The organism is Streptomyces sp. NBC_00569 (genome assembly GCF_036345255.1).
In the GTDB taxonomy this organism is placed as follows: Bacteria; Actinomycetota; Actinomycetes; order Streptomycetales; family Streptomycetaceae; genus Streptomyces.
The window spans coordinates 215683-237241 of sequence record NZ_CP107783.1 but is presented as its reverse complement, the minus strand read 5'-3'; the positions used below and the strand labels follow the sequence as shown (position 1 = coordinate 237241).

Sequence of the window (21559 nt, the reverse complement as noted above, 5' to 3'; positions counted from 1 at the left end):
TGACCTCGGAGCCCTCATCCGCCAACTCGTCCGCTGGGCCGCGGCCCAGCCGCTCGCTGAAGTGCCGGACCGCCGGCCATGCCGACGCGCCAGGACTGCCGGCGCGATCCGTCAGGTGTGGTGCGTGCTCGTCCCGTCCGGCGGGGGCAGCTCCGGTCCAGAGGATGTATCGGTACGTTCGGAGTCGTCCAAGTGCTGCTCGGACCAGATGGTCTTGCCGCGGTCTCCGAAGCGTGTGCCCCAGCGGGTGGCGAGTTCGGCGATGATGGCCAGGCCGCGGCCGCCCTCGTCGGTGGCGCGAGCGTGACGTAGGTGGGGGGCGGTGCTGCTGCCGTCGGAGACCTCGCACACCAGGCTGCGGTCATGGATCATGCGCAGGCGGATGGGCCCGTTGCCGTAGCGGATGGCGTTGGTGACGAGTTCGCTGACGATCAGCTCAGTGGTGAAGGAGATTTCGTCCAGTCCCCAGGCGGCGAGTTGGCGGTCGGCCAGGCGGCGCGCGGTGGCGACGACGGCGGGGTCGTCCGGGAGCGTCCATTGGGCGACGCGGTCGTCGTCGAGCCCGCGGGTTCGCGCGAGCAGGAGGACGGCGTCGTCTTCGTGCCGGTCGGGCAGCAGCGTGTAGACGGCGGTGTCGGCCAGTTGTCGCAGGGTGCTGTCGGGCTGGGTCAGCAGGCGTCGCAGAGTCTCCCGGGCCGCGGCCGGTCCGATCTGTGAGGCCGAGACGAGGCCGTCTGTGTAGAGCGCGAGCAGACTGCCGTCAGGGACGGTTGAGCGCAGTGGTTCGTACGCCCCCGTGCCGGTGCCGAGCAAGGGGCCGACCGGGACGTCGAAGGCGACCGCATCGCCGGCGGGTGTGACGGCCAGTGGGGGCGCGTGGCCGGCGCTCGCGGCCGTGCAGCTGCGACTCACCGGGTCGAAGACCGCGTACAGACAGGAGGCTGTGAGGGGTTGGCCGGTCTCAGGGGCCAGGGTCGCTGTGATGTCGTGCAGGCAGGACAGCAGTTCCTCCGGTTCGATGTCCCGGATCGCGAGGGCGAGCAGCGCGGTGCGGATCTGCCCCATGGCGGCGGCGACCTCGATCCCGCTGCCCGTGACGTCGCCGACCGTCAGGGCGACGCGCGGGCCGGAGAGCGGGATCACGTCGTACCAGTCACCGCCGCCGCCCAGCGAGCCGGGGAGGTACAGGGCCTCCGACTCGACAGCGGTCAGGGCCGGGGGAGTTCGGGGGAGGAGGTGGCGCTGGAGGGTGGTGGCGATGGTGCGCTCGCGGGCGTAGCCGCGGGCGTTGTCGATGGTCAGTGCCGTTCGCTGGGCGAGCTGAGAGGCGAGGGCGAGGTCCTCCTCGTCGTACGGGCGCGCGTCGCGGTGCCGGTAGTAGCTGATGATGCCCAGTACGGCGCCGCGCACCACCAGTGGGGTGACGATCAGGGAGTGGACCCCCGCTTGGGACAGGCGGCGGGCGCGGTCGGGGTCGGCCGCCAGCCAGGGCTCGTCCGTTGCCAGGCGTGTGATCAGGCGCGGTCGGGAATCCAGGAGGCTCTGGGTGTAGGGCGTCGGGAAGGGGAAGGTGCTGAGGGTGCCGGTCTCGATCAGTCCGGAGCTGCCGGTGACCGACCGGAACGCAGCGCGCCGCAGCGGGATGTCCGCGTCGACCGGGCCCTCGTTCAACTGGAAGCCGCGGACGGCGTCGTCCAGGACGTCCACCGTGACCGCGTCCGCGAACCGGCCCACCACCACATCGGCCAGCGCGTCGGCCGTGAAGGCGACGTCCAGGCTCGTCCCGATCGTGCGGTGGGCTTCATGCAGGATGTCCAGCCGGTCTGCCGCACGCCGGCGTTCGGTGACGTCCTGGACGACGGCGACGCCCAGGACCGATCCGTCGTCGAGCCGTACGGGGAAAACCGAGACCGAGATCGTCATCTCCCGCCGGGTGTCGCCAGGCACATGTCCCCGGAGCAGGCGGTCCCGTACGGGCTCCCCGCCCGTTAGGACCTGCTTGGAGAGCCGGAGCAGGTCGGGATCGTCGAATCCCTCCGCGAACTCGTCGAGCCGGTGCCAGAGGACCGTACCTGGAGGCAGTCCGCGTACCCCTGGCGCGGCGGGGTTGTAGCGGACCACGCGCAGATCCTCATCAAAGAGGAACAGCCCCTGCGGTGCCTGGGTGAACAGCGCCTCCAGCACAGCGGTGGACAGCTCTTCCGGCTTTGGCGCGGACACTGTTGCCCCCTACCTCGGCCCGGCCGCGTCGAGCGGGCCCGTGCCTCCGTCGGCGAGGGGAGGGTGGCGGCGCATCGAGTGTTCCTTCCGCGTCTGTGGCGGCGATGGTCCTTCTGCCTAGCCTCCGCCGGGGGAACCGTCGCCGCTATCGGGCCGGAGCCGAAAGAGTGACGGCTGCGCGGGAGCGGCTTGGGGCAGGGGGCGGTGAGGGGGCGACAGCGGGCGTCGTGCGTTGGCTCTGGCCGGTCCTTCTTCTTGAAGATCACGTGCAGGCTTGTGCATGCGGTGGCCAACGAGACGACCGCGCAGAACCTGGGCGGTGTCTTCAAATGATCTTGAGTCTTCCCGAAGGTGCCGACCAGATCCGTAAACGGCTCCGGGGCGGCAGCCGTGGCGGGCGCCCGTCGACCACCGGCGAGCAGCTCTACGAGCGGCGCCAGGTGGTCGAACGCTGCTTCAACCGCTTGAAGCAATGGCGCGACATCGCCACCCGCTACGACAGGACCACCGAGTGCTGTCAGGCGGCCGTCACCCCCAAATCGCTCCTGATGTGGGCGTGATGCTTGAAGGAAATTCCTGGCCGAGGAGCCGGTGGAGTTCCGGTATGCGGTCGAAGTTCATGGCGTAGGCCGTGGCGACCGGGCTCAGGGCCGGCAGATGCGCTCGATCAGAGCCTGCCAGCTGTCACCGAGGCGGTCGGCCATCGCGGGGCCCGGGGTGGTGGCCGTCGGCTGCGGTGCCGACAGATACAGCAGCACCGGGCCCTCAAGTGCCGCGGTGAGCTGTATCGCCAGGCTGTCGAGATCGGCGATTCCGGGGCGAGTCAGGCCCAGGAGCATACGGATGTGCATCCGCGTCAGGGTTGCGGGCGATCCGACGGGGACGGGCTGCTTGTGGTCGAGGGAGGCCCGCACGATCGCCAGGTGGTCGGCGAGGTAGGCGGCGCGGGCGCGACCGTAGGCGATCAGGCGGTTCTCCGGGTCGGCGCCGGGGCCCAGCGGCGGCGGGCCGCTCAGCACCTGGTCCTGGAAGGCGTGCTCGTCCTCGTCGAGGAGGGCGTGGAAGATCCCCGCGCGGGTGCCGAAGCGGCGGTAGACGGTGCCCTTGCCCAGGCCCGCCCGCTCGGCCAGGCCGTCCATCGTGACCTTCTCCACGCCGAGTTCGGTGACCATTGCGCGGGCCGTGGCCAGCAGCTGCTCGCGGTTGCGGGCGGCGTCGGCGCGCTCGGTGCGGGGCCGCCCGAGCGGCACCAAGGGGCTGTTCATGGCTTCCAACCTACCTCCGGAAATATTAAGCGGGGTGAAGTCCGTTTATGCTTTCGTCCGTACCGCCCCTCCCCGTCCCCCTCGTCGACAGGACCGACCCGTGAACGTCTTTCTGTGGATCCTGCAGATCCTGCTGGCCCTCGTTCTCCTCGCCGCCGGTGGCGGCAAACTCGCCAAGCCCTACGAGAAGACCGCCGAATCCATGCCGTGGGCCCGTCGTTTCAGCGCGGGCCAGGTCAAGACCATCGCCGCGCTCGAAGTGATCGCCGGACTCGGGCTCGTCCTGCCGGCCGCGACCGGTGTCGCCGTCGTTCTCACCCCGCTCGCCGCCGTCGGCACGGCACTGATCATGGTCGGCGCCGTCGTCACCCACGCACGGGGCAAGGAGTGGTCCCAGATCGGCCCCGGCGCGGTGCTGCTGGTCATAGCCGTGGTGATCGCCTGGGGGCGTTTCGGCCCCTACGCCTGGTGATCCGAACCCTCTCCCTTCTTCACCCCAGCTCACGAAGGAGCCATGCCATGTCTGAACTCGCCTTCGGCCTGGACACATTCGGCGACGTCCCGGAGGACGACTCCGGCCGGCAGCTCTCGTACGCGCGGGCCATCCGGCAGGTCGTCGACGAAGCGGTCCTTGCCGATCAGACCGGCGTCGACGCACTCGCCCTGGGCGAGCACCACCGGCCCGAGTACGCGATTTCGACGCCGGAGACCGTGCTCGCGGGCATCGCCACCCGCACCGAGCGGATCCGGCTCGGGTCCGGTGTGACCGTGCTGAGCTCCGACGACCCGGTGCGGGTGTTCCAGCGGTTCGCGACGCTCGACGCCCTGTCGAACGGGCGAGCCGAAGCGATCCTGGGGCGCGGCTCGTTCACCGAGTCGTTTCCGCTGTTCGGCTACGACCTGGCCGACTACGACGTGCTCTTCGAGGAGAAGATCGAGCTCTTCGCGAAGCTCCTGGAGGAGAAGCCCGTCACTTGGAGCGGCACCAAACGGGCGTCCCTCACCGACGCCGACGTGTTCCCGAAGACCGAGAACGGGCTGACCACGTGGGTCGGCGTCGGCGGCTCGCCGCAGTCGGTCGTGCGCACGGCGCGGTACGGGTTCCCGCTGATGATCGCCATCATCGGCGGCAGCCCGACCCGGTTCGCCCCGTACATCGACCTCTACCGGCGGGCCACCGAACAGTTCGGCACCACCGCCCACCCGGTCGGCATGCACTCGCCGGGCTTCGTCGCCGACACCGACGAGGAGGCACGGGAACTGCACTGGCCCCGCTACAAGGTCATGCGCGACCGCATCGGAGCGCTGCGCGGCTGGCCGCCGGTGAGCAGGGCGGAGTACGAGCGCGAGATCGAGCAAGGCTCCCTCTACATCGGCTCGCCCGACACGGTCGCCCGCAAGATCGCGGGCGCCGTCTCGGGGCTCGGTGTCGGCCGGTTCGACATGATCTACAGCGCTGGCACCATGCCGGTCAGCGCCCGCCTGCGAGCCGTCGAGCTCTACGGCACGAAGGTCATCCCGATGGTCCGCGACATCCTCGCGGGCTGACCTCATGGCTGTCGTGAAGGGAGTCGAGATGAACGTCGAGGGTGTACGCACGCTCGGGATTCTGAGGGGCGGGCAAGGTGGGCACCGTCCTCGCCCGGCTCGCGCTGGGTGCCGGGTAGCGTGCTGAGGTTCTGCTCGTACCCGAGGTGTGGCTCGCTGCGCGGTCGGTCGGCCGGTGGGATCCTGGGCAGATGAGCGCACCGGGTACGGCCTGGCCGCGGCAGGTGTCTGCCAGACGCCGGGCCGGCACGCTGCTGCGGCTTCCCGCCGGCCTGCTTCTGGTTACCTGGCGCTATGTCTGGCGTGTCACCGCGCTGCACCGCTGCGAGGAGGACGGGGACAGTGGTGACGTGCCTCCACCACTGCCTGACGCCTTCATGGACGACAGGGCCATCCAGCGTCTGGAGGACGGTTCCGGCAGCATGTTCCACCGCACCTTCACCGTCCGTATCGAGGGCAGCCGGATGACGCCCGAGGCTCTCATGAACACGCTCTCGCGGGACTTCAACCGCGCCGCTCCCTTCGGCGCCGCTGTCTTCCACAAGACGGCCGGCAAGGCACCACAGGCCTGCGCCGGGGATGAGTACCGGGTACAGATGCCTGGCCCCTGGGATGGGCCTGTACGTGTCGTGCACTGCGACGCGGTCTCTGTTCGTCTCGCTACACTGCGCGGGCACCTGGAAGCCGGGCAGATCGAGTTCCGGGCCGCCGAGACCGACGGCCTGCTCTGCTTTCAGGTCGAGGCATGGGCGCGTGCGGGGGACCGGTTGGCCGACCTGCTGTACAGCAGACTGCGCATTGCCAAAGAGATCCAGCTCAACATGTGGGTCCACTTCTGTCTGCGCGCCGCGGCCATCGCCAAGGGGCGCCCTCGAGGAGGCGTCAGCATCGTCACCCGGTGCGTACCCCATGAGGTCTTTGCCGGGGTGCCGAACCGTTGACGTCCTACGTCGCGACTTGTCACTCGGCCGCCCACGGTCAGCCGCCCGCCTCTCCCGGCCTGCGCGGCCCGAGGTCCCTCGCACGGCTGGGAGCGAGAGCCAGGGCAGTATCTCCCGGCAGAGTCTCGACGCGGAGAGGCGCCGCACCCGCCAGCTCGGCCTGGACCAAATGACGCAGACGGTGAGCGCTTTTCCGGTAGAAACGCTGTTGCGTCATGCGCCCGAAGAGAATGAAGCCGAGTGCCACAACGGGATTGCCGATGCGGGCCCGACGGGAATGGCCCGTAATCACAAACTCCACATCCCCCGTGTGCAGATGCTTGATCACCTCGTAGACCAGTGCACCTTCCTCGAGGTGGCCCTGGAGTGTCTGGTAACCCCAGCCCCAAACACGCTGGGCTTCTTGCCCGGTGCCTCGTGTCTCGTCGACGACGGAGGTGACACGGACGGGCATGTCGAACCGGAGACCGCAGAAGCGACCTTCGAGCAGCATGTTCCGTCCGAGCAGTCGACCGTCGCGTGCGTACAGGGCACGCAGGATGCGAGGGTCGGCGAACTGGTAGTCATGCACCAGACGGCACGCGATGTCCCATGCTCCGCCGGGGTCTGGGCTCCCCGGATTCTCGCTGGGGAGGGGGCAGCGAACCGTGTCCAGATGCCAGTGGTCCTGTCGGCGAGGGTTCTCGTCACCGGCGGGCCCGGGCGCCAGACGGTAGTTGACGTCGTACAGCTCCATGGCGCGCAACCGCGCCGCCGCACGCGCCGTGTGCAGGCGCCGCTCACGCAGCACAGCCCCTCCCCACCCGCCCCAGGTCCCTGCGGCCGGGCCTTTTCACCACGCATCCTTCGAGGATGCCCCGTGCTTCAGGGCGGGGAGGAATCGAAGCTCCCGCGTCGCGGGGCCACGTGCGGGGTTTCGCCCTCTGGGCGAAAGACTGTGCCTGGGCGTCACGTTTGATCTCCTCAGTCGTACTACGTAGTTCTGCGTGAAGATTGTCGTGCAGGTGAAGCTGTTGCCTGCGTCCGCTCATGACGCGGACGCACTGGCAGCGACCCTGCGTGCCTGCAACCGGGCCGCGAACGTTGCGTCTCAGGTGGCGCTCCGTACGGGCAAAGACCGTCGGAACGTGCTGCAAGAGGCTGTGTATTACCGGCTCAAGGCAGACTTTGACCTTGGCGCGCAGCCTGCGGTCCGCGTGGTGAAGAAGGTCTGTGACGCCTACGCCACGCTCAGGGCGAACCTGAAGGCCGGGAACTATGGGAGGGAAGGTTCCAAGCGGCGGGTCAAGACCGAGTCCAAGCCGATCATGTTCCGCGAGGACGCCGCTCAACCGTACGACGACCGCATCCTGACGTGGAACCTCGACCGGTGGACCGTGTCCATCTGGACACTGGCCGGACGGCTCAAGGGCGTCCCGTTCGTCTGCTCGCCCGGGGCCATGAAGCTGCTCGGCTCCCGCAAGGGCGAATCCGACCTGGTGATGCGGGATGGCATGTTCTTCCTCATCGCCACCATCGACGTGTCCGATCCCGAGGTGTACGAGCCGGATGGCTTCCTCGGCGTGGATCTCGGGATCGTCAACATCGCCACCACGTCGGACGGGCAGATCATGTCCGGCCGTCAGGTGAACCGCTACCGGCAGCGGCAGCGGGACCTGCGCACCAAGTTGCAGAAGAAGCGCACCAAGTCCGCCAAGCGGCGACTGAAGAACGTCCGGCGCCGTGAGGCCCGGTACGCGACCCAGCGCAACCACATCATCGCCAAGAAACTCGTGCACACCGCTCAACGCACCTCGCGGGGTGTCGCCCTGGAAGACCTGGGCGGTATCCGGCAGAGGGTTACGGCCAGGAAAGACCAGCGGGCACGACTGCACGCCTGGGCATTCGCCCAACTCGGCGCCTTTGTCGAGTACAAGGCACGGCGAGCGGGGGTGCCCGTGGTCCACGTGGACCCCCGCAACACCTCCCGTCAGTGCTCGGTGTGCTGGCACACCCACCGCACCAATCGTGTGGATCAAGCACGGTTCGCCTGCCGGTCCTGCGGGACCGTCCTGCACGCGGACCACAACGGCTCCCGCGACATCGCCCACCGAGGCGAGGCTGTGTGGCAGCGGGGCGCAGTCAAACGCCCCCGAACTACCGCAACGTAGTTCCGGACGCAGGGGACCACGCGGCAGCCGGCCGCGCTCCACTTGCAATCTCAGCTCCATCGGATCGGGCGACAGGCTCGGTCCTTCAGGGCCGAGAATTTGACTGCTCTAGTTCCTGCACGGACTGCCCGATCAGCCACAACAACGGCGGCCACAGACCGACGAACAGAGCTCGGCGCTCTGCGTTTCCCCGCTCGTCCTGGTCGTAGCCCTTGGCCCGGGTCCAAAAGCTGATGCACAGCACGACCGATGCCATGGACGCCAGATGCAGGTGCGTACTGCGCAGCCCCGTCCTATGAATTGCCCGCGTAACCAGCAACTGGGGCCTCCTCCGAGAAGTTCTGCGTTGGTCCCACGTGTGCAGATGAGTCGGTCGTACCACTTGCGCCGCCGGGCACCGCGTAACGGCCAGGAGCCCGGTCGTCCGTGCAGAGGACAGGAGTTCGGGCATGGAGGGCCAGATACAGTTCCTCGCCCCAGGTGTCTGTCATGTCGACCTCGCTGGTGAAAGTCGTAGGGGTCCTCGCGTGTCCCTCAAGGCGTCCGCGACGGCTCTGAACAGTGGACCACGCGGCCCCGGCGAGGGCGGTCCCTCCCGCGGGGCGTGTCGGGCTTCCGGAGCAGCAGCCCGGACGAGTTCGTCCCAACGGTGTTTTGAAGATCGAACCGTCGTTGTCGATCCTGCAGCTACCCCTCCGGATATTGCACACGGAGAGGAGGCGCACCTGAGTACCTGTGCCCAGGTCGCATGAGCTAGGTGGTTCTGACACAGCAAATACGAGGTGCACATCATGCAACCCCCCCGGCGTTGGAAGAGGAACTTATGGGACGTGACCTTCAGTGCTGCTGGGTGAGGTCGTCCTCGAACTGCGGGTAATGGGCGGAGCCGGGGCGGCGCCCGGGCGGCGGGCGAGGTGGGGAGTGTGAGCCTTGAAGCAGCGGGTGCCGTAGATGGCCGCGCTCAGATTCTTCGCCGGGGCCACGGCCGCGTCCCAGATGCCGGCCCGGTCGAGCTCCGGTCCGAAGACAAGTGCGGGACGACGGCTCGTGGAGATGCGGTCGGCGAAGGTGTGCAGCCGTTCGGTGTCGGGGATCTGGTGGTCTCGATCGGCGTGGAGGTGTTCCGTAATCGTGGAGGTGTTCCGTAATTATGTCTTGGTGCCTGGCGACTACCTTGTCTGACCTGACCCACCGGGCCGTGACCCAGGGGTGAAGGCAGCCCACCGCTACCCACCAATGTGCTTACCCTGATGGCGAGTTCAAAGGTGTCTCGGTCCCAGGACACAGCCGCCGACAACGCCGGTCGCAACGAGTCTTTTCTTGGCCGTCTCAAGGGATAGGAGAGGGATGCAGCCCGGACAGTACGAAGAGGCGGCCGATGCCGCAGAGCTTCGGGCACGGCTGCGGCACGTCTACTGGATCGGCGGCGGGAGCGGGGCCGGCAAGTCGACGATCGCCCGCCGACTCGCCGACCACTACGGCTGGCGCCTCTACGCGACCGATGACGTGATGCGAGATCACGCTGGGCGGACAACACCCGAAGAGGCTCCCTTCCTGCACGAGTTCATCGCCATGAACATGGACGAGCGATGGGTGGACCGGTCCCCGGGAATCATGCTTGAGACATTTCATTGGTTTCGGGGCGAGGGCTTCGGTCTGATCATCGAAGACCTTCTTCGCCTGCCACAGGAGCCATGCGTCATCGTCGAGGGCTTCCGGCTGCTGCCGCGCCTCGTGAAGCCGCTGCTTGCTGCTCCTGAGCACGCGATCTGGCTCCTGCCCACACCTGATTTCCGTCAGTCCGCCATTCAGACTCGGTCGATTCCAGGGGAAGCGTTCGTATGGAAGACGAGCGATCCAGCAAAGGCGAGCCGCAATATCGCCGAACGTGACCGCATGTTCACAAGACGACTTCAAGGGGAAGCTGAGCATCTCCGACTGCGCACCATCCAGGTCGACACCACGATGACCGAAGATGATCTCGGAGAGCAGGTGATCACAGCGTTCGGACTCTGAGCATCGCCTGGCACAACCAAGGGTTCTCCCTTAGCTGCTGGTCACGGGTGGGACGATCTTGGAGTGGTTGGTGTGATCACGGCGCGGCGCCGTCTTGGCCAGCCTCGTGCACTTGGCTGAGCCCGCGCTGCTTCGGCGGGGATCGCACTGGACGGTCCATCGGTCGTCGGTCTCCCCATGCCCGATCGTTCGACGCGCGCGTGGGCGGCACGCGCGCGGAGAATGAGTCAAGGATCCGTTGCCAGGAGCACCACGCCGTCTGTTCTGCAGAGCGGCGGTGGCCCCTTAGCGGAGGTGGTGTCGATGCCGACGTGGCGATTGCGGGACTTCCACGATGACGACCTGGACCGCGCCATTCAGATCTGGGACCAGAACCAGCAGGCGGACGAGGCACCTGCCGTTTTCCCCGTGTCGGAGGTTGTGACCACAGCCAGGGCCGGTGGACCAGCTGTGGTGGCGGTGGTCGGCGACGAGCTGGTGGGCGTCGCCGTGGCCCAGACCTACGGCGAGCGGGGCTGGATCACCGTGGTGGCCCTGGCCTCGACGTGGCGTAACCGCGGCATCGGGAGCTCCTTGATCGCCGAGCTTGAGCGGCGCCTTAGATCACAAGGTGTCCGCAGGATCGGCGCGCTCCTCGCACAGGGGGCGACGGGAACCGCAGCCTTGGAGAAGGCCGGTTACCGCCCCCGGTCCGGGCTCGTCTTTTACCAGAAGGTCGAGCACCTCGGCGCGAGCGATGCCGGCCTCCTCGCGGAACTCGGGGGACGGATGCTTCCCGGGGGTCTGTGGGGCAGCCTCGCGGGAATGGAACGGGAGAAGGAAGCCATCGAGCGACGTATCGTGCTGCCACTGGCCCAGCCTGTGCTGGCCGAGCAGTACGGGGTCAGTCCGCCGAAGGCGGTCATCCTCTTCGGGCCGCCAGGCACGGGCAAGACCAGCTTCGCCCGAGCAGTCGCCTCGCGTCTGCAGTGGCCCTTCGTGGAACTCTTCCCCTCGCGGCTCGCATCGTTCCAGGAGGGAGGACTGGCGACCTCGCTGCGGGAGGCGTTCACCGAGCTGACCGAGCTGGAGACGGTAGTGCTCTTCATCGACGAGGTCGAGGAGATCGCCTCGGTCCGGTCCGGTACGGCGGTCGACCCCAGTCATGGAGTCACCAACGAACTGCTCAAGCTGATCCCTGGCTTCCGCGACCACGACGACCGCCTCCTGATCTGCGCCACGAACTCCGTCCGCTCCCTCGACCCTGCGTTCCTTCGGCCTGGCCGTTTCGACTACGTCATCCCCGTCGGCCCGCCGGATCCAAAGGCCCGTGCGGCGGTCTGGCGACGCTACCTCGGGCCGGCAGCCGCCCACGTCGACCTGCACCGTTTGGTGGAGGCAAGCGAAATGTTCACGCCGGCCGATATCGAGTTCGCCGCTCGCAAGGGTGCCCAGACCGCATTCGAACGCGAAGTCGCCCAGGGGAAAGGCATCCCCATCGGCACAGAGGACTACCTGCAGGCCATAGCTGAGACCCGTCCCACTCTCACCGACCAGGCACTGAACGACTTCGCTGAGGACACCGCGGAGTACGTGCGTATGTGACTGACGCCGCGGCGGCCGGCGTCACGGCCGCTGGGGTCTCACTCGAACGCTGCCGCCGCCTCCTTGAGTGCCGCGGCGACCGTCTCGGGGGAGTCGGGTCCCGGATCCCCTGGGCGGTAGGTCACCGAGCGCAGTCGGCCCTGGAAGGGGAAGGAGCGGTGGCGCTCGAACAGGGGCCAGGAGACGGGTGACTTACGGTCGATGCCGACGCTGATGCCTTGGAAGGGGGCCATTCCGATGAGCTGGTGGACGCTTCGCGGGTTGGCCCGCGGCTCGCCGTCGACGCTGACCGTGAAGCTCCAGCGCAGTCCTTGTTCGGCGGTGGCCGCGAGCACCACGAGGTGCTCGCCGGGAGCCAGTGGCCCGGCGTCGCTCTCATGGAGCACGCCGTACTCGTTGTAGGCGAGGCGGAGGCGCCCGTCCTCGACGTACAGGCTGTAGCCGCCGCCCTGGTCGCCGTGGGAGACGAGCACTCCCTCGCCGGTCTCGTCGATCGCGACGGCGATCTCGAAGGAACGCAGGGCCACCAGCCGTGAGGAGCGGTAGCGCTCCAGTTCCGGGGTGCCGGGCAGCAGGGTCAGCGGGCGGGACAGCCGCCGCTCGGCCGGGTTGCGCCGGGCGAGTGCCCCGCTGCCGTCGGGGAGCGGGAAGACGCCGTTGCGCCAAGCCGCCTTCTCCCAGGCCGCTGACAACTCCTTGACCAGGCCGGGGTGTTCGGCGGACAGGTCGTGGATCTCGGTCGGGTCGGCCCTGATGTCGTACAGCGCCCACTCGGAGTCGTCGTAGGGCGTGCCGGGCCGGTGGAGGGTGACGAGTTTGTGGCCGTCCCGGTAGTAGCTGCGGTTGCCGGTCATCTCGCAGTACTGCTCGGGGTGGGTGGAGGTGTGCTCCGGGTCGGCGAGCACCGGGGCGAGGCTGACGCCGTCCGGCTCCTGGAGTGTGACGCCGCGCCGCTGGGCGGGCCGCTGGAGACCGGCCAGTTCCAGCAGGGTGGGGGCGATGTCGGTGACGTACTGGTACTGGGTGCGCAGACCGGGGGAGACCTGTCCCTCGCGGGCGCCCTTCGGCCAGGACAGCACGAACGGAACGCGTACCCCGCCCGCGTAGGTGTGTCCCTTGTAGAGGCGGAAGGGGGTGTTGGAGGCCATGCCCCAGCCGCGCGGGTAGTGCACCAGGCTGCGGGGGCCTCCGATGAGCGCGGGGTCGCGGTCGACGTCCGGGGTCCAGTCGCCGGGCAGGGCGGGGTGGTGGACGAAGCGGCTGAAGTAGGAGCGGGTGCCCTCGGCGCCGCCCTCGCCGGTGCCTCCGTTGTCGGAGGTGAAGACCAGGATGGTGTTGTCGAGTTCCCCGAGGGCGTCGAGGGTCTCGGTGAGCCGGCCGAGGTTCTGGTCGATGTTGTCGACGAGCGCCGCGTACACCTCCATGTAGCGGGCGTACAGCCGCTGCTGTTCCTCGGTGAGGCTGTCCCAGGCGGGTACGTCCTGCCCGGCCTCGCTGTTGCGCTCGGGGAGTTCGGTGCCGGGCGGGAAGAGCCCGGCGGTGAGCTGGGCGGCGAAGCGGCGCTCACGCAGGACGTCCCAGCCCTCGTCGTAGCGTCCCCGGTGGCGGGCGATGTCCTCGTCCTTGGCCTGAAGGGGGCCGTGGACGGCGTTGTGCGCCAGGTAGAGGAAGAACGGCTTGTCCGGGTCGTGGGCGCGCAGCGACTTCACCATGGAGATGGCCTGGTCGGTGATGTCGTCGGTGTAGTAGTAGTCATCGGGGAACTCGTCGATGTCCAGCGGGCTGTTGTCGCGGACGAGCTGGTGCGGGTGGAAGAGGCTGGTGAGGCCTTCCAGGGCGCCGTAGTACTGGTCGAATCCCTTGCGCAGCGGCCAGTTTTCCCGATCGTCGGCGGCGTTGGACGCCGAGTCGCGGACCAGGTGCCATTTGCCGACGGCGTAGGTGGCGTAGCCGGAGTCGTGGAGGAGTTCGGCGAGGGTGGGGATGTCGGCGGCGATCTCCATGCCGTAGCCGGGGAACCCGGGGTCGGAGTTGGCGACCATGGCGTAGCCGACGCGGTGCGGATTGAGGCCGGTGAGGAGGGCGGCGCGGGCCGGGGAGCACAGCGGCATGGTGTGGTAGTTGCTCAGGCGGACGCCGTCCTGGGCCAGGGCGTCGAGGGCGGGGGTGGCGATCTCGGAGCCGAACGGGCCTATGTCGCTGTAGCCCATGTCATCGACGAGGACGACGACGATGTTCGGTGCCTTCTGTCCAGGTGTCCTGGCCGTGGGCCAGGCTGGTTCGGACTCGGCGAAGGTGCGGCCGATCCGTCCGGGGAAACCGTCGTAGGGGTCGCGGCGGGTGCTGGTGGTCATCGGCTGGTAGCTCCGTCGTTCGTCGGCAGGAGGGGGAAGAGGTGGGCCCGTTCGTCGGACGGTGCGGTGAGCTGCGTACGTCCCGGGTGGTCGGCGAACGCCGCGATCTGAAGGAGGGTGACCGCGCCCCGGACGGTGAGCAGCTCGGTGTCCAGGAGGCCGGGGACGATGCGGCGGATCTCCTTGGCGGTTGTCGGCTCTGCGAGCTGTTGTGCCAGCGGCGTACGGAGGTTGGGCGCGCCCTCGCCGAACTCGGCGGAGCGGGCCGCTTGTTCGCGGGCGGCCTCGGCGCGGTCGTGCTGGGTGGCGACCAGCGGATGGGCCTGGCCCACCTCGTCCGGGTTGCGCGGAAGGCCGAGCCGTTGGTACTGGTCGGCGGGTGCGTCGCTCGCGGCCAGGCTCTCGACCAGCAGCCGGGTCATGCGCAGTTCGCGAAGGGGATCACGGTCTCCTCGCGTACCGGGCCCTCCCGGGTGGTGGGGTAGCCCTCGTCGAAGGCGTCGTCCATCCGGCAAACCCCGCCGGGCAGTTCGGCCCTCGCCCGCTGGGTGACGGCGGGCGGCGGGGCCGTACGGTCGTACCGTCGGCAGAGGGCGTACGCCCGTACCGAGGTGGCCCGGCCTGCAGCAGGATTTCATCGGATACCTCCGTGGATACTCCGCCCTTCAGGGCGGAGAGGAATCGGACTCCTGCGGGGCAGGGCAGCGGGCTGGGATTCACCGTCAGGGCGGATCGCGGCGCTCTGACCCGCGGGTTTGAACGTCACATGCGGCGACGCTAGTTTGTGAGCGTGACCAGGAGCCAGGTGAAGCGGGCATTCAAGTACCGCTTCTATCCGACGGATGCGCAGGCGGCAGAGCTGTCGCGCACGTTCGGATGCGTGCGGAAGGTCTACAACATGGCGCTTGCCGCTCGGACTGAAGCGTGGGCGCGGCAGGAGCGGATCAACTACAACCAGAGTTCTGCGATGTTGACGGCGTGGAAGAAGACCGAGGAGCTGGCGTATCTGAACGAGGTGTCGTCGGTCCCGCTCCAGCAGGCGCTGCGGCACCTGCAAGGAGCGTTTACCCACTTCTTTGGCAAGGGGGCCAAATACCCGCGCTTCAAGAGCCGGAAGAAGTCGCGGAAGTCCGCCGAGTACACCACCTCGGCGTTCCGATTTAGCAACGGTGAGTTGAAACTCGCGAAGATGAGCGAGTCCCTGCGCATCGTGTGGTCGAGACCGCTGCCGGACGGTGCGAGCCCCTCCACGGTGACCGTGTCGCAGGACGCGGCCGGACGCTGGTTCGTCTCCCTGTTGTGCGACGACCCCAGCATCCAGCACCTGCCCACCACTGATGCCGCCCTCGGTATCGATGCCGGTCTCGACCACCTCCTGACCTTCTCGACGGGCGAGAAGATCACCAACCCGAGGCACGAGCGCCGCGACCGGGTCGCACTTGCGAAAGCTCAGCGCAGGCTGGCGAAGAAGACCAAGGACTCCGCGAACCGGGCCAGGGCCCGGCGTAAAGTCGCCAAGATCCACGCCCGGATCGCGGACCGCCGCCGCGATGCCCTGCACAAGATCACCACTCGGCTCGTGCGTGAGAACCAAACGCTCGTGATCGAGGACCTGACCGTGCGCAACATGGTCAGGAACCGGAAACTGGCCCGCGCCATCAGCGATGCCGCGTGGTCTCAGTTCCGGAGCATGCTGGAGTACAAGGCCGCCTGGTACGGCCGCGACGTGATCGCGGTCGACCGGTGGTTCCCCTCCTCGAAACTGTGCTCCACCTGCGGCACCTTGGCTGACAAGATGCCGCTCGGCGTCCGCACGTGGACGTGTGGGTGCGGCACGAGGCATGACCGGGACGTGAACGCAGCGAAGAACCTTCTGGCCGCCGGGCGGGCGGTTGCAGCCTGTGGAGCTGGTGTAAGACCTCAACGGAGTTCTCCGGGCGGGCAGTCGGCGATGAAACAGGAAGTCTCACGGCGCGAGCCGTAAGAATCCCCTCCCTTCAGGGAGGGGAGCGTCAAGCCAGTGCTCCCGTCTTCTCACCACGTACGCCCAGGGCCGCCGGGGGGACGGGTTCGGGCACCGCGGACAGCAGGGCGCGGGTGTATGGGTCGCGGGGGTGCTCGCAGACCTCGTCGGCGCTGCCGGTCTCCACGATCCGGCCCTGGTGCATCACCGCGATGCGGTGGCTGACCTGGCGGACGACCGCGAGGTCGTGGGCGATGAAGACCAGAGCGAGGCCCAGGTCGCGCTGGAGGTCGGTGAGCAGGCCGACGATCTGCGCCTGGACGGACACGTCGAGAGCCGAGACGGGTTCGTCGCATATGAGGACGGAGGGTTCGGGGGCGAGCGCGCGGGCGATGCCGATGCGCTGGCGCTGACCGCCGGAGAAGGAACGCGGATGGCGGCCCGCGACGGCGGGGTCCAGGCCCGCCCGCTCCAGGAGTTCCGCGACGCGCGCCTCGCGTGTGTTGCGGTCGCCGAGGCCGAACGCGATCAGGGGTTCGGCGACGATCTCGCCCACCGTCATGCGGGGGTTGAGCGAGGCGTACGGGTCCTGGAACACCATCTGGACCTGCCGCCGTACGGCGTGCATTGCTCGCCGCGAGGGCCGGGTGACGTCCTCTCCGCGCAGCCGGAGGGTGCCGCCGTCCGAGGTGTGGGCGTGCGCCAGCACCCGGGCGAGGGTGGACTTCCCGGAGCCGGACTCGCCGACGATGCCCAGGGTCTCGCCCTGCGCGAGGGTGAGCGACACCCCGTCGAGCGCGGCGGGGCCACGGCGCCGGGAGCCGCGTCCCCTGTACGTCTTGGACAGCCCGTCGGCCTCCAGGACGACCGGTCCGGGTGCGGGGCGGTCGATGCGGGTGGGCGGGGGAGGGGCGGGCAGGGGCTCGGTGCGTCCGACGGCGGGCAGGCAGGCCACACGTACTTGGGCCGCCACGTCCGTGAGCGGAGGTGTGGTGGTGCGGCAGCGGTCCTCGACGAGTGCGCAGCGGTCGGCGAAGGCGCAGCCATCACCGAGCAGCGTGAGGTCGGGCGGGCTGCCGGGGATGCCGGTGAGGCGGGTGCCGGACGGGGTGGAGAGGCGGGGGACGGCGGCGAGGAGTCCGGCGGTGTAGGGATGGCGGGGGCGGGTGAGCACTTCGGCGGTGGGGCCGTCCTCGACGACGGTGCCGCCGTACATGACCAGGACGCGTTCGCAGGAGCGGGCGACGACGCCCATGTTGTGCGTGATGAGGACCAGGGCCGTCCCGGTCTCGCGGTTGAGGTCGGCGAGCAGGGTGAGGATCTGGTCCTGGACGGTGGCGTCCAGCGCGGTCGTCGGTTCGTCCGCGAGCAGGATGTCGGGCTCGCCGGCGAGAGCCATGGCGATCAGGATGCGCTGGCGCTGGCCGCCGGAGAACTGGTGCGGGTGGTCGTCGGCGCGCCGATGCGGGTCCGGGATGCCGACCCGGTCCAGGAGTTCGACGGTACGGGCGCGGCGTGCGGCCTTGTCGCGGTTGCCGTGGGCGCGGAGCACCTCGTCGATGTGGCGTCCGGCCGTGAGCACGGGGTTGAGGGCGGTCATCGGGTCCTGGAAGATCATGCCGATGCGGGCGCCGCGTACCGTGCGCAGTTCTTCGTCGCCGGCGGCGGCCAGGTCCCGGCCCTCCAGGCGGACGGTGCCGCTGGTGATGCGGCCGGTGCCCGGCAGCATCCGCATGAGTGCCAGTGCGGTGGTGGACTTGCCGGAGCCGGACTCGCCGACGACGGCCAAGGTCTCCCCCCGGCGCAGGATGAAGGAGAGGTCGCGCACGGCGGGCAGGACCGATCCGTCGGGGGCTGTGAACTCGATGCCGAGGTCGCGGACCTCCAGCAGCTCCTGGGCGGTCATCGGCGTATCTCCCGGTTGAGCGCCTCGGCGATGAGCGAGAGTCCGAGGACGAGCGCGGTCACGGTGATCAGGGGGCCCGCTGCGAAGTGGGGCGCCTGGGTGAGGTAGGGCATGGACTGGCTCAGCACCGCTCCCAGGGTGGGTTCCGGTGGCCGGACGCCGACGCCGAGGAAGCTCATCGCGCCCTCGATGAAGACGGCGACGGTCAGCGAGACCGCGATCTGCACGACGAGCGGGTCGGCCGCGTTGGGCAGGATGTGCCGGACCAGCACGCGGCGGGCCGAACTGCCGCCGACCCGGGCGGCGGTGACGTACTCACGCTCGCGCTGGACGAGGACGCCACCGCGCAGCAGCCGGCCGAACACGGGGACCTCGGCCAGGGCGATGACGAGGATGACGGGGAACCGGCCGGGGCCGAGGATCGCGGTGACGGCGAGCGCCAGGATCAGGCCGGGGAAGGCGAGGAGGAGGTCGAAGACCCGTTGGACGGCGGTGTCGGCCACCGGGTGGGCAGCGGCGACGAGCGCGAACAGGCAGCCGAGCGCGGCGCCGGCGGGGACGGCGATCGCGATGATGCCGAGGTCGGCCCGGATGCCGTACAAGACTCGGCTGAGTAGGTCCCGGCCGAGGTCGTCGGTGCCCAGCGGGTGCCCCGGGGTGCCGAGGGCGGCGAGGCTTAGGCCGCTCTGGTCGGTGGGCCCGTGTCGGGCGAGGAGTGGCGCGAGCAGCCCGGCGAGGATCACCGCGCCGGCGAGTACGAGTCCCGTGCGGGCGCGAGCGGTGGACAGCGCGCTGCGGTAGGGGTGGCGGCTGCGGGTGGCTCCGCGCGTCTTGCGGGCGGCCGGGGGCGGGGCGGCCGTGAGCAGGTCGGTCGTCGAGGTCATCAGGGTTACTCCCACCTGATCCGGGGGTCGAGCCACGCGTACACGAGGTCGGTGAGCAGCTGGACGAGGACGAAGACGGCGACCAGGAGCAGCAGGAGGTCCTGGACGACCGGGTAGTCCCGGCGTTGGAGGCCCTGTTCGGCGAGCTGGCCGAGGCCCGGCCAGGCGAAGATCGCCTCGACGAGCACGGCGCCGCCGAGCAGGTTCCCGACCTGCATGCCGAGCAGGGTCACGACGGGCGGGAGGGCGTTGGGCAGGGTGTGGCGCCACAGCAGCCTGCGCGGTGCGACTCCGGCGGCGGTGGCGGTGCGGATGTAGTCCTCCGCGAGCCCGCGCTCGATGCCGTCCTTGAGGTAGCGGCCGAGGACGGCCGCGCTGGGCAGAGCCAGGCAGAGCGCCGGCAGCACCAGGTACTGCGCGGCGAGATCCGGGGCGGTCAGGAAGGCGACCCGGCCGCCCGGCGGCAGCATCCCGAGGATCACGGAGAAGAGCAGGACGAGCAGGACACCGCTGACGAAGGGTGGCAGGGCCAAAGCGGCGGTCGTGGTCACCCGCACTGCCGCTCTGATCCAGCGGCTGCGGGAGGTGGTCCCGAGCACACCGAAGGCCGTTCCGAGCACAATCACGAACAGGAGGGCCGCCACGGTGAGTTCGGTGGTGGCGCCGAGCCCGTCACCGATCAGATCGGCGGTCCGGCCGCCGATCGCGTACGACGGGCCGAGGTCGCCTGTCACCAAGGAGCCGATCCAGTGGGCGTATTGGGAGAGAAAGGGTGCGTCGAGGCCGAGCCGGTCCCGGATCGCGGCGACGGTCGCCGTGTCCGCGTCAGGTCCGGCGAGGGCGGTGGCCGGGTCACCGGGGACCAGACGCAGGATGGCGAAGATCAGGAATGAGGCGGCGATCAGGACCAGGAGCGCGGACGGCAGCCGCCGGAGCAGGTAGCTGCGCATGTCACACCAAGTAGGCGTGGTCGAGATTGAGGTAGGAGAACTTGTTGAGCGTGACGCCGTGCACCCGGTCGGCGGTGACCTGGACCCGTCCACGGACGACGAGGTCGATGAGGAAGGCCTCGTCGAGGAGGATGGAGGAGATCTTCTCGTGCAGTGCGTTGGCCGCCGCCGTGTCCGTCTCCGGCTCGGTCCAGGCCTCCTGCACGACCTTGGTGTACTCGGCGGAGCGGTACTTGGACGTGTTCTTCGCCTCGTTGAACGGGTAGGCGCTCACTGCCAGGGTGGAGGGCTGGACCTGCGCGAATCCGTGTCCCATGGTCCACAGTGCCGGCATGCCCTGCGAAATCAGCTTCTTCTGCGCGGTGGCCCCGTCGGTGGGCTGGAGCGTGACGTGGACACCGACCTGCTTGAGGTCGTACTGAATGGATTCGGCGATCGCCGTGTCACCGGGCAGTGCGAGGTGGAGCAGGGGGAGTTCGAGCTTGGTGTGCCCCGCGGACTTCAGCAGCTGCCGGGCCTTTCCGGGGTTGTGGGTGTAGTGGGTGCGGTTGGCCTCGGTGAAGGCGGGAGAGGACTTGGGCCAGGGGGCGGCCGAGGCGAGACCGTAGCCGCCGAGGGTCTGGTCGAGCAGCCGGTCACGGTCGACGGCCCAGGCGAGGGCCTGGCGGACGGTCCGGTCGTTCAGCGGGGCGACGGTGGTGTTGACGCCGAGGTAGACGGCGCCGGCGCCCGTGTCGTAGTTCGTGATGGCCAGCCGGGGGTCGTTCTTGACGACGCCGAGGCTCTTGCCGGGGACGTCGAAGGAGAGCTGGGACTGGCCGGAGCGCAGGGACGAGATCAGCGCGTCGGCCTGGGCTATCACCCGCAGCTCAACCCCGTCGAGGTAGGGGCGGCCGGCCTGCCAGTAGCGGTCGTTCCTGGTGAGGCTCAGTCCGGAGCCGGGGCTCCACTTCTTGAGCTTGAAGGGGCCGGTTCCAATGAGCTTCTTCCCGGTGACGGCGTCCTCGACCGTCTCCGAGTCGGTGATGATCATGAACTCGAACAGGTCGAAGAGGTTGTTCACCGGATGCGCCAGCTTGAGCACCAGCTCGTGGTCGCCGCGCTTCTCGAAGCCGGTGACTGTGGCGGCCGTGCTCCGCAACTGAGCGGCGCGTACCGGGTTCTGAAGGTTCTTCACGGCGAAGATCACATCGTCCGCGCTGAACTTGCGGCCGTTGTGGAAGGTGACGTCGTCACGCAGCCGCAGCGTGATGCTGCGTCCGTCCTTGGCGTACGTCCAGGAGGCGGCGAGTTCCGGCTTCGGCCTGAGCCGGTCGTCGTAGCGGGTCAGGGTGTTGTAGATCAGCCGGTGCTGGAGCGACTGCCCGCTCTGGGCGAACAGCAGGGCGGGAGTGAAGTCGGCGTTGACGGCGACATTGAGCACGCCGCCGCGCTGGGAGGCGGCGCTCGCGCCCTGCGGGGCGGACGAGGAGTCGGACACCGCCGATCGGCAGCCCGCCAGGCCCAGTCCGAGGAGCAGGGTGCCGCCGCCCGCGGCGCGCAGGGTGGAGCGTCGGGACGGTCCAGGGGGCGTGAGTGGGTACAGCTCGGTCATCGAAGCCTGCCTGTGACGGTGAGGAAGGGTGAAGGTGAGGTACGGCGGGGCGCGTTCACGCATTAGTGCCGCTGCGGAAGGAATTGATCGACAGCGTCGCGCAGCTCGCAGGAGGTGCCGCCCGTGACCGCTCTGCGGACGTACGAAGCCGGCACGGAAGGCCCGAAGGGCCGACTGCGGGAAA

At 69.0% G+C, this 21559-nt stretch carries 17 protein-coding genes; 8 read left to right on the top strand and 9 right to left on the bottom strand.

The window, feature by feature from the left end; all coding sequences use genetic code 11:
* Positions 1-111: 111 nt before the first annotated feature.
* The gene (locus tag OHO83_RS01105) at positions 112-2220 is read right to left on the bottom strand and encodes an ATP-binding SpoIIE family protein phosphatase (RefSeq protein WP_330278466.1); all 2109 of its coding nucleotides are present in this window, start codon (positions 2218-2220) and stop codon (positions 112-114) included.
* A 329-nt stretch (positions 2221-2549) separates the two neighbouring features.
* Here OHO83_RS01105 and OHO83_RS46845 point away from each other — a divergent pair, with 329 nt between their 5' ends.
* Positions 2550-2780: a hypothetical protein gene (locus OHO83_RS46845; RefSeq protein ID WP_389572779.1), complete on the top strand. Its 231-nt coding sequence runs from the start codon at positions 2550-2552 to the stop codon at positions 2778-2780.
* Positions 2781-2864: 84 nt separating this feature from the next.
* Here the strand turns inward: OHO83_RS46845 and OHO83_RS01095 are convergent, their stop codons facing one another.
* Positions 2865-3485: a TetR/AcrR family transcriptional regulator gene (locus OHO83_RS01095; protein ID WP_330278465.1), complete on the bottom strand. Its 621-nt coding sequence runs from the start codon at positions 3483-3485 to the stop codon at positions 2865-2867.
* A gap of 100 nt (positions 3486-3585) precedes the next feature.
* Between OHO83_RS01095 and OHO83_RS01090 the strand changes: the two genes are divergently transcribed.
* The 3 genes from OHO83_RS01090 (at position 3586) to OHO83_RS01080 (ending at position 5974) form a co-directional block, all read left to right on the top strand.
* On the top strand, positions 3586-3957 hold the full coding sequence (locus OHO83_RS01090; protein ID WP_329431608.1) for a DoxX family protein: 372 nt from the start codon (positions 3586-3588) through the stop codon (positions 3955-3957).
* Positions 3958-4004: 47 nt separating this feature from the next.
* Complete coding sequence (locus OHO83_RS01085) at positions 4005-5033, top strand: LLM class flavin-dependent oxidoreductase (RefSeq protein ID WP_330278464.1); 1029 nt, start codon at positions 4005-4007, stop codon at positions 5031-5033.
* Positions 5034-5224: 191 nt separating this feature from the next.
* Positions 5225-5974, top strand: coding sequence for a DUF1990 family protein (locus tag OHO83_RS01080; RefSeq protein ID WP_330278463.1), 750 nt, complete (start codon positions 5225-5227; stop codon positions 5972-5974).
* Positions 5975-6011: 37 nt separating this feature from the next.
* Here the strand turns inward: OHO83_RS01080 and OHO83_RS01075 are convergent, their stop codons facing one another.
* Positions 6012-6764, bottom strand: coding sequence for a DUF1990 family protein (locus OHO83_RS01075; protein WP_330278462.1), 753 nt, complete (start codon positions 6762-6764; stop codon positions 6012-6014).
* Between the two features lie 196 nt (positions 6765-6960).
* On the opposite strand from OHO83_RS01075, the gene OHO83_RS01070 reads away from it, so the two are divergent.
* From OHO83_RS01070 to OHO83_RS01060, 3 genes are all read left to right on the top strand, one after another.
* Complete coding sequence (locus OHO83_RS01070; protein ID WP_330278461.1) at positions 6961-8124, top strand: RNA-guided endonuclease InsQ/TnpB family protein; 1164 nt, start codon at positions 6961-6963, stop codon at positions 8122-8124.
* 1347 nt (positions 8125-9471) lie between these two features.
* Positions 9472-10140: a shikimate kinase gene (locus OHO83_RS01065; RefSeq protein WP_330278460.1), complete on the top strand. Its 669-nt coding sequence runs from the start codon at positions 9472-9474 to the stop codon at positions 10138-10140.
* 303 nt (positions 10141-10443) lie between these two features.
* Entirely contained in the window at positions 10444-11724 is a 1281-nt protein-coding gene (locus OHO83_RS01060; protein WP_266680302.1) for an ATP-binding protein, read from the top strand.
* 38 nt (positions 11725-11762) lie between these two features.
* On the opposite strand, the gene OHO83_RS01055 is transcribed toward OHO83_RS01060, so the two are convergent.
* Entirely contained in the window at positions 11763-14078 is a 2316-nt protein-coding gene (locus OHO83_RS01055) for an arylsulfatase (RefSeq protein ID WP_330278459.1), read from the bottom strand.
* Positions 14075-14500, bottom strand: a complete 426-nt coding sequence (locus OHO83_RS01050; protein WP_330278458.1) for a hypothetical protein — start codon at positions 14498-14500, stop codon at positions 14075-14077. The genes OHO83_RS01055 and OHO83_RS01050 overlap by 4 nt, the downstream gene beginning before the upstream one ends.
* Positions 14501-14868: 368 nt before the next feature.
* On the opposite strand from OHO83_RS01050, the gene OHO83_RS01045 reads away from it, so the two are divergent.
* Positions 14869-16062 carry an RNA-guided endonuclease InsQ/TnpB family protein gene (locus OHO83_RS01045; RefSeq protein WP_330278457.1) on the top strand — a complete coding sequence of 398 codons (1194 nt, stop codon included), beginning with the start codon at positions 14869-14871 and terminating at the stop codon, positions 16060-16062.
* A gap of 28 nt (positions 16063-16090) precedes the next feature.
* Here the strand turns inward: OHO83_RS01045 and OHO83_RS01040 are convergent, their stop codons facing one another.
* Genes OHO83_RS01040 through OHO83_RS01025 form a run of 4 tightly spaced genes read right to left on the bottom strand, consistent with a single transcriptional unit; the run spans position 16091 to position 21375 of the window.
* Positions 16091-17947 carry an ABC transporter ATP-binding protein gene (locus tag OHO83_RS01040; protein WP_330278456.1) on the bottom strand — a complete coding sequence of 619 codons (1857 nt, stop codon included), beginning with the start codon at positions 17945-17947 and terminating at the stop codon, positions 16091-16093.
* Positions 17944-18831 carry an ABC transporter permease gene (locus tag OHO83_RS01035; RefSeq protein WP_330278455.1) on the bottom strand — a complete coding sequence of 296 codons (888 nt, stop codon included), beginning with the start codon at positions 18829-18831 and terminating at the stop codon, positions 17944-17946. The genes OHO83_RS01040 and OHO83_RS01035 overlap by 4 nt, the downstream gene beginning before the upstream one ends.
* 5 nt (positions 18832-18836) lie before the next feature.
* Entirely contained in the window at positions 18837-19781 is a 945-nt protein-coding gene (locus tag OHO83_RS01030) for an ABC transporter permease (RefSeq protein WP_330278454.1), read from the bottom strand.
* A 1-nt stretch (position 19782) separates the two neighbouring features.
* Positions 19783-21375: an ABC transporter substrate-binding protein gene (locus OHO83_RS01025; RefSeq protein ID WP_330278453.1), complete on the bottom strand. Its 1593-nt coding sequence runs from the start codon at positions 21373-21375 to the stop codon at positions 19783-19785.
* Positions 21376-21559 lie beyond the last annotated feature (184 nt).

Bases quoted from the DNA above. Each gene is read 5' to 3' on its own strand.
- OHO83_RS01085 (WP_330278464.1), top strand. From the start codon at position 4,005: ATGTCTGAACTCGCCTTCGGCCTGGACACATTCGGCGACGTCCCGGAG.
- OHO83_RS01080 (WP_330278463.1), top strand. From the start codon at position 5,225: ATGAGCGCACCGGGTACGGCCTGGCCGCGGCAGGTGTCTGCCAGACGC.
- OHO83_RS01050 (WP_330278458.1), bottom strand. From the start codon at position 14,500: ATGACCCGGCTGCTGGTCGAGAGCCTGGCCGCGAGCGACGCACCCGCC.
- OHO83_RS01040 (WP_330278456.1), bottom strand. From the start codon at position 17,947: ATGACCGCCCAGGAGCTGCTGGAGGTCCGCGACCTCGGCATCGAGTTC.
- OHO83_RS01055 (WP_330278459.1), bottom strand. From the start codon at position 14,078: ATGACCACCAGCACCCGCCGCGACCCCTACGACGGTTTCCCCGGACGG.
- OHO83_RS01065 (WP_330278460.1), top strand. From the start codon at position 9,472: ATGCAGCCCGGACAGTACGAAGAGGCGGCCGATGCCGCAGAGCTTCGG.
- OHO83_RS01025 (WP_330278453.1), bottom strand. From the start codon at position 21,375: ATGACCGAGCTGTACCCACTCACGCCCCCTGGACCGTCCCGACGCTCC.
- OHO83_RS01030 (WP_330278454.1), bottom strand. From the start codon at position 19,781: ATGCGCAGCTACCTGCTCCGGCGGCTGCCGTCCGCGCTCCTGGTCCTG.
- OHO83_RS46845 (WP_389572779.1), top strand. From the start codon at position 2,550: ATGATCTTGAGTCTTCCCGAAGGTGCCGACCAGATCCGTAAACGGCTC.
- OHO83_RS01095 (WP_330278465.1), bottom strand. From the start codon at position 3,485: ATGAACAGCCCCTTGGTGCCGCTCGGGCGGCCCCGCACCGAGCGCGCC.
- OHO83_RS01060 (WP_266680302.1), top strand. From the start codon at position 10,444: ATGCCGACGTGGCGATTGCGGGACTTCCACGATGACGACCTGGACCGC.
- OHO83_RS01035 (WP_330278455.1), bottom strand. From the start codon at position 18,831: ATGACCTCGACGACCGACCTGCTCACGGCCGCCCCGCCCCCGGCCGCC.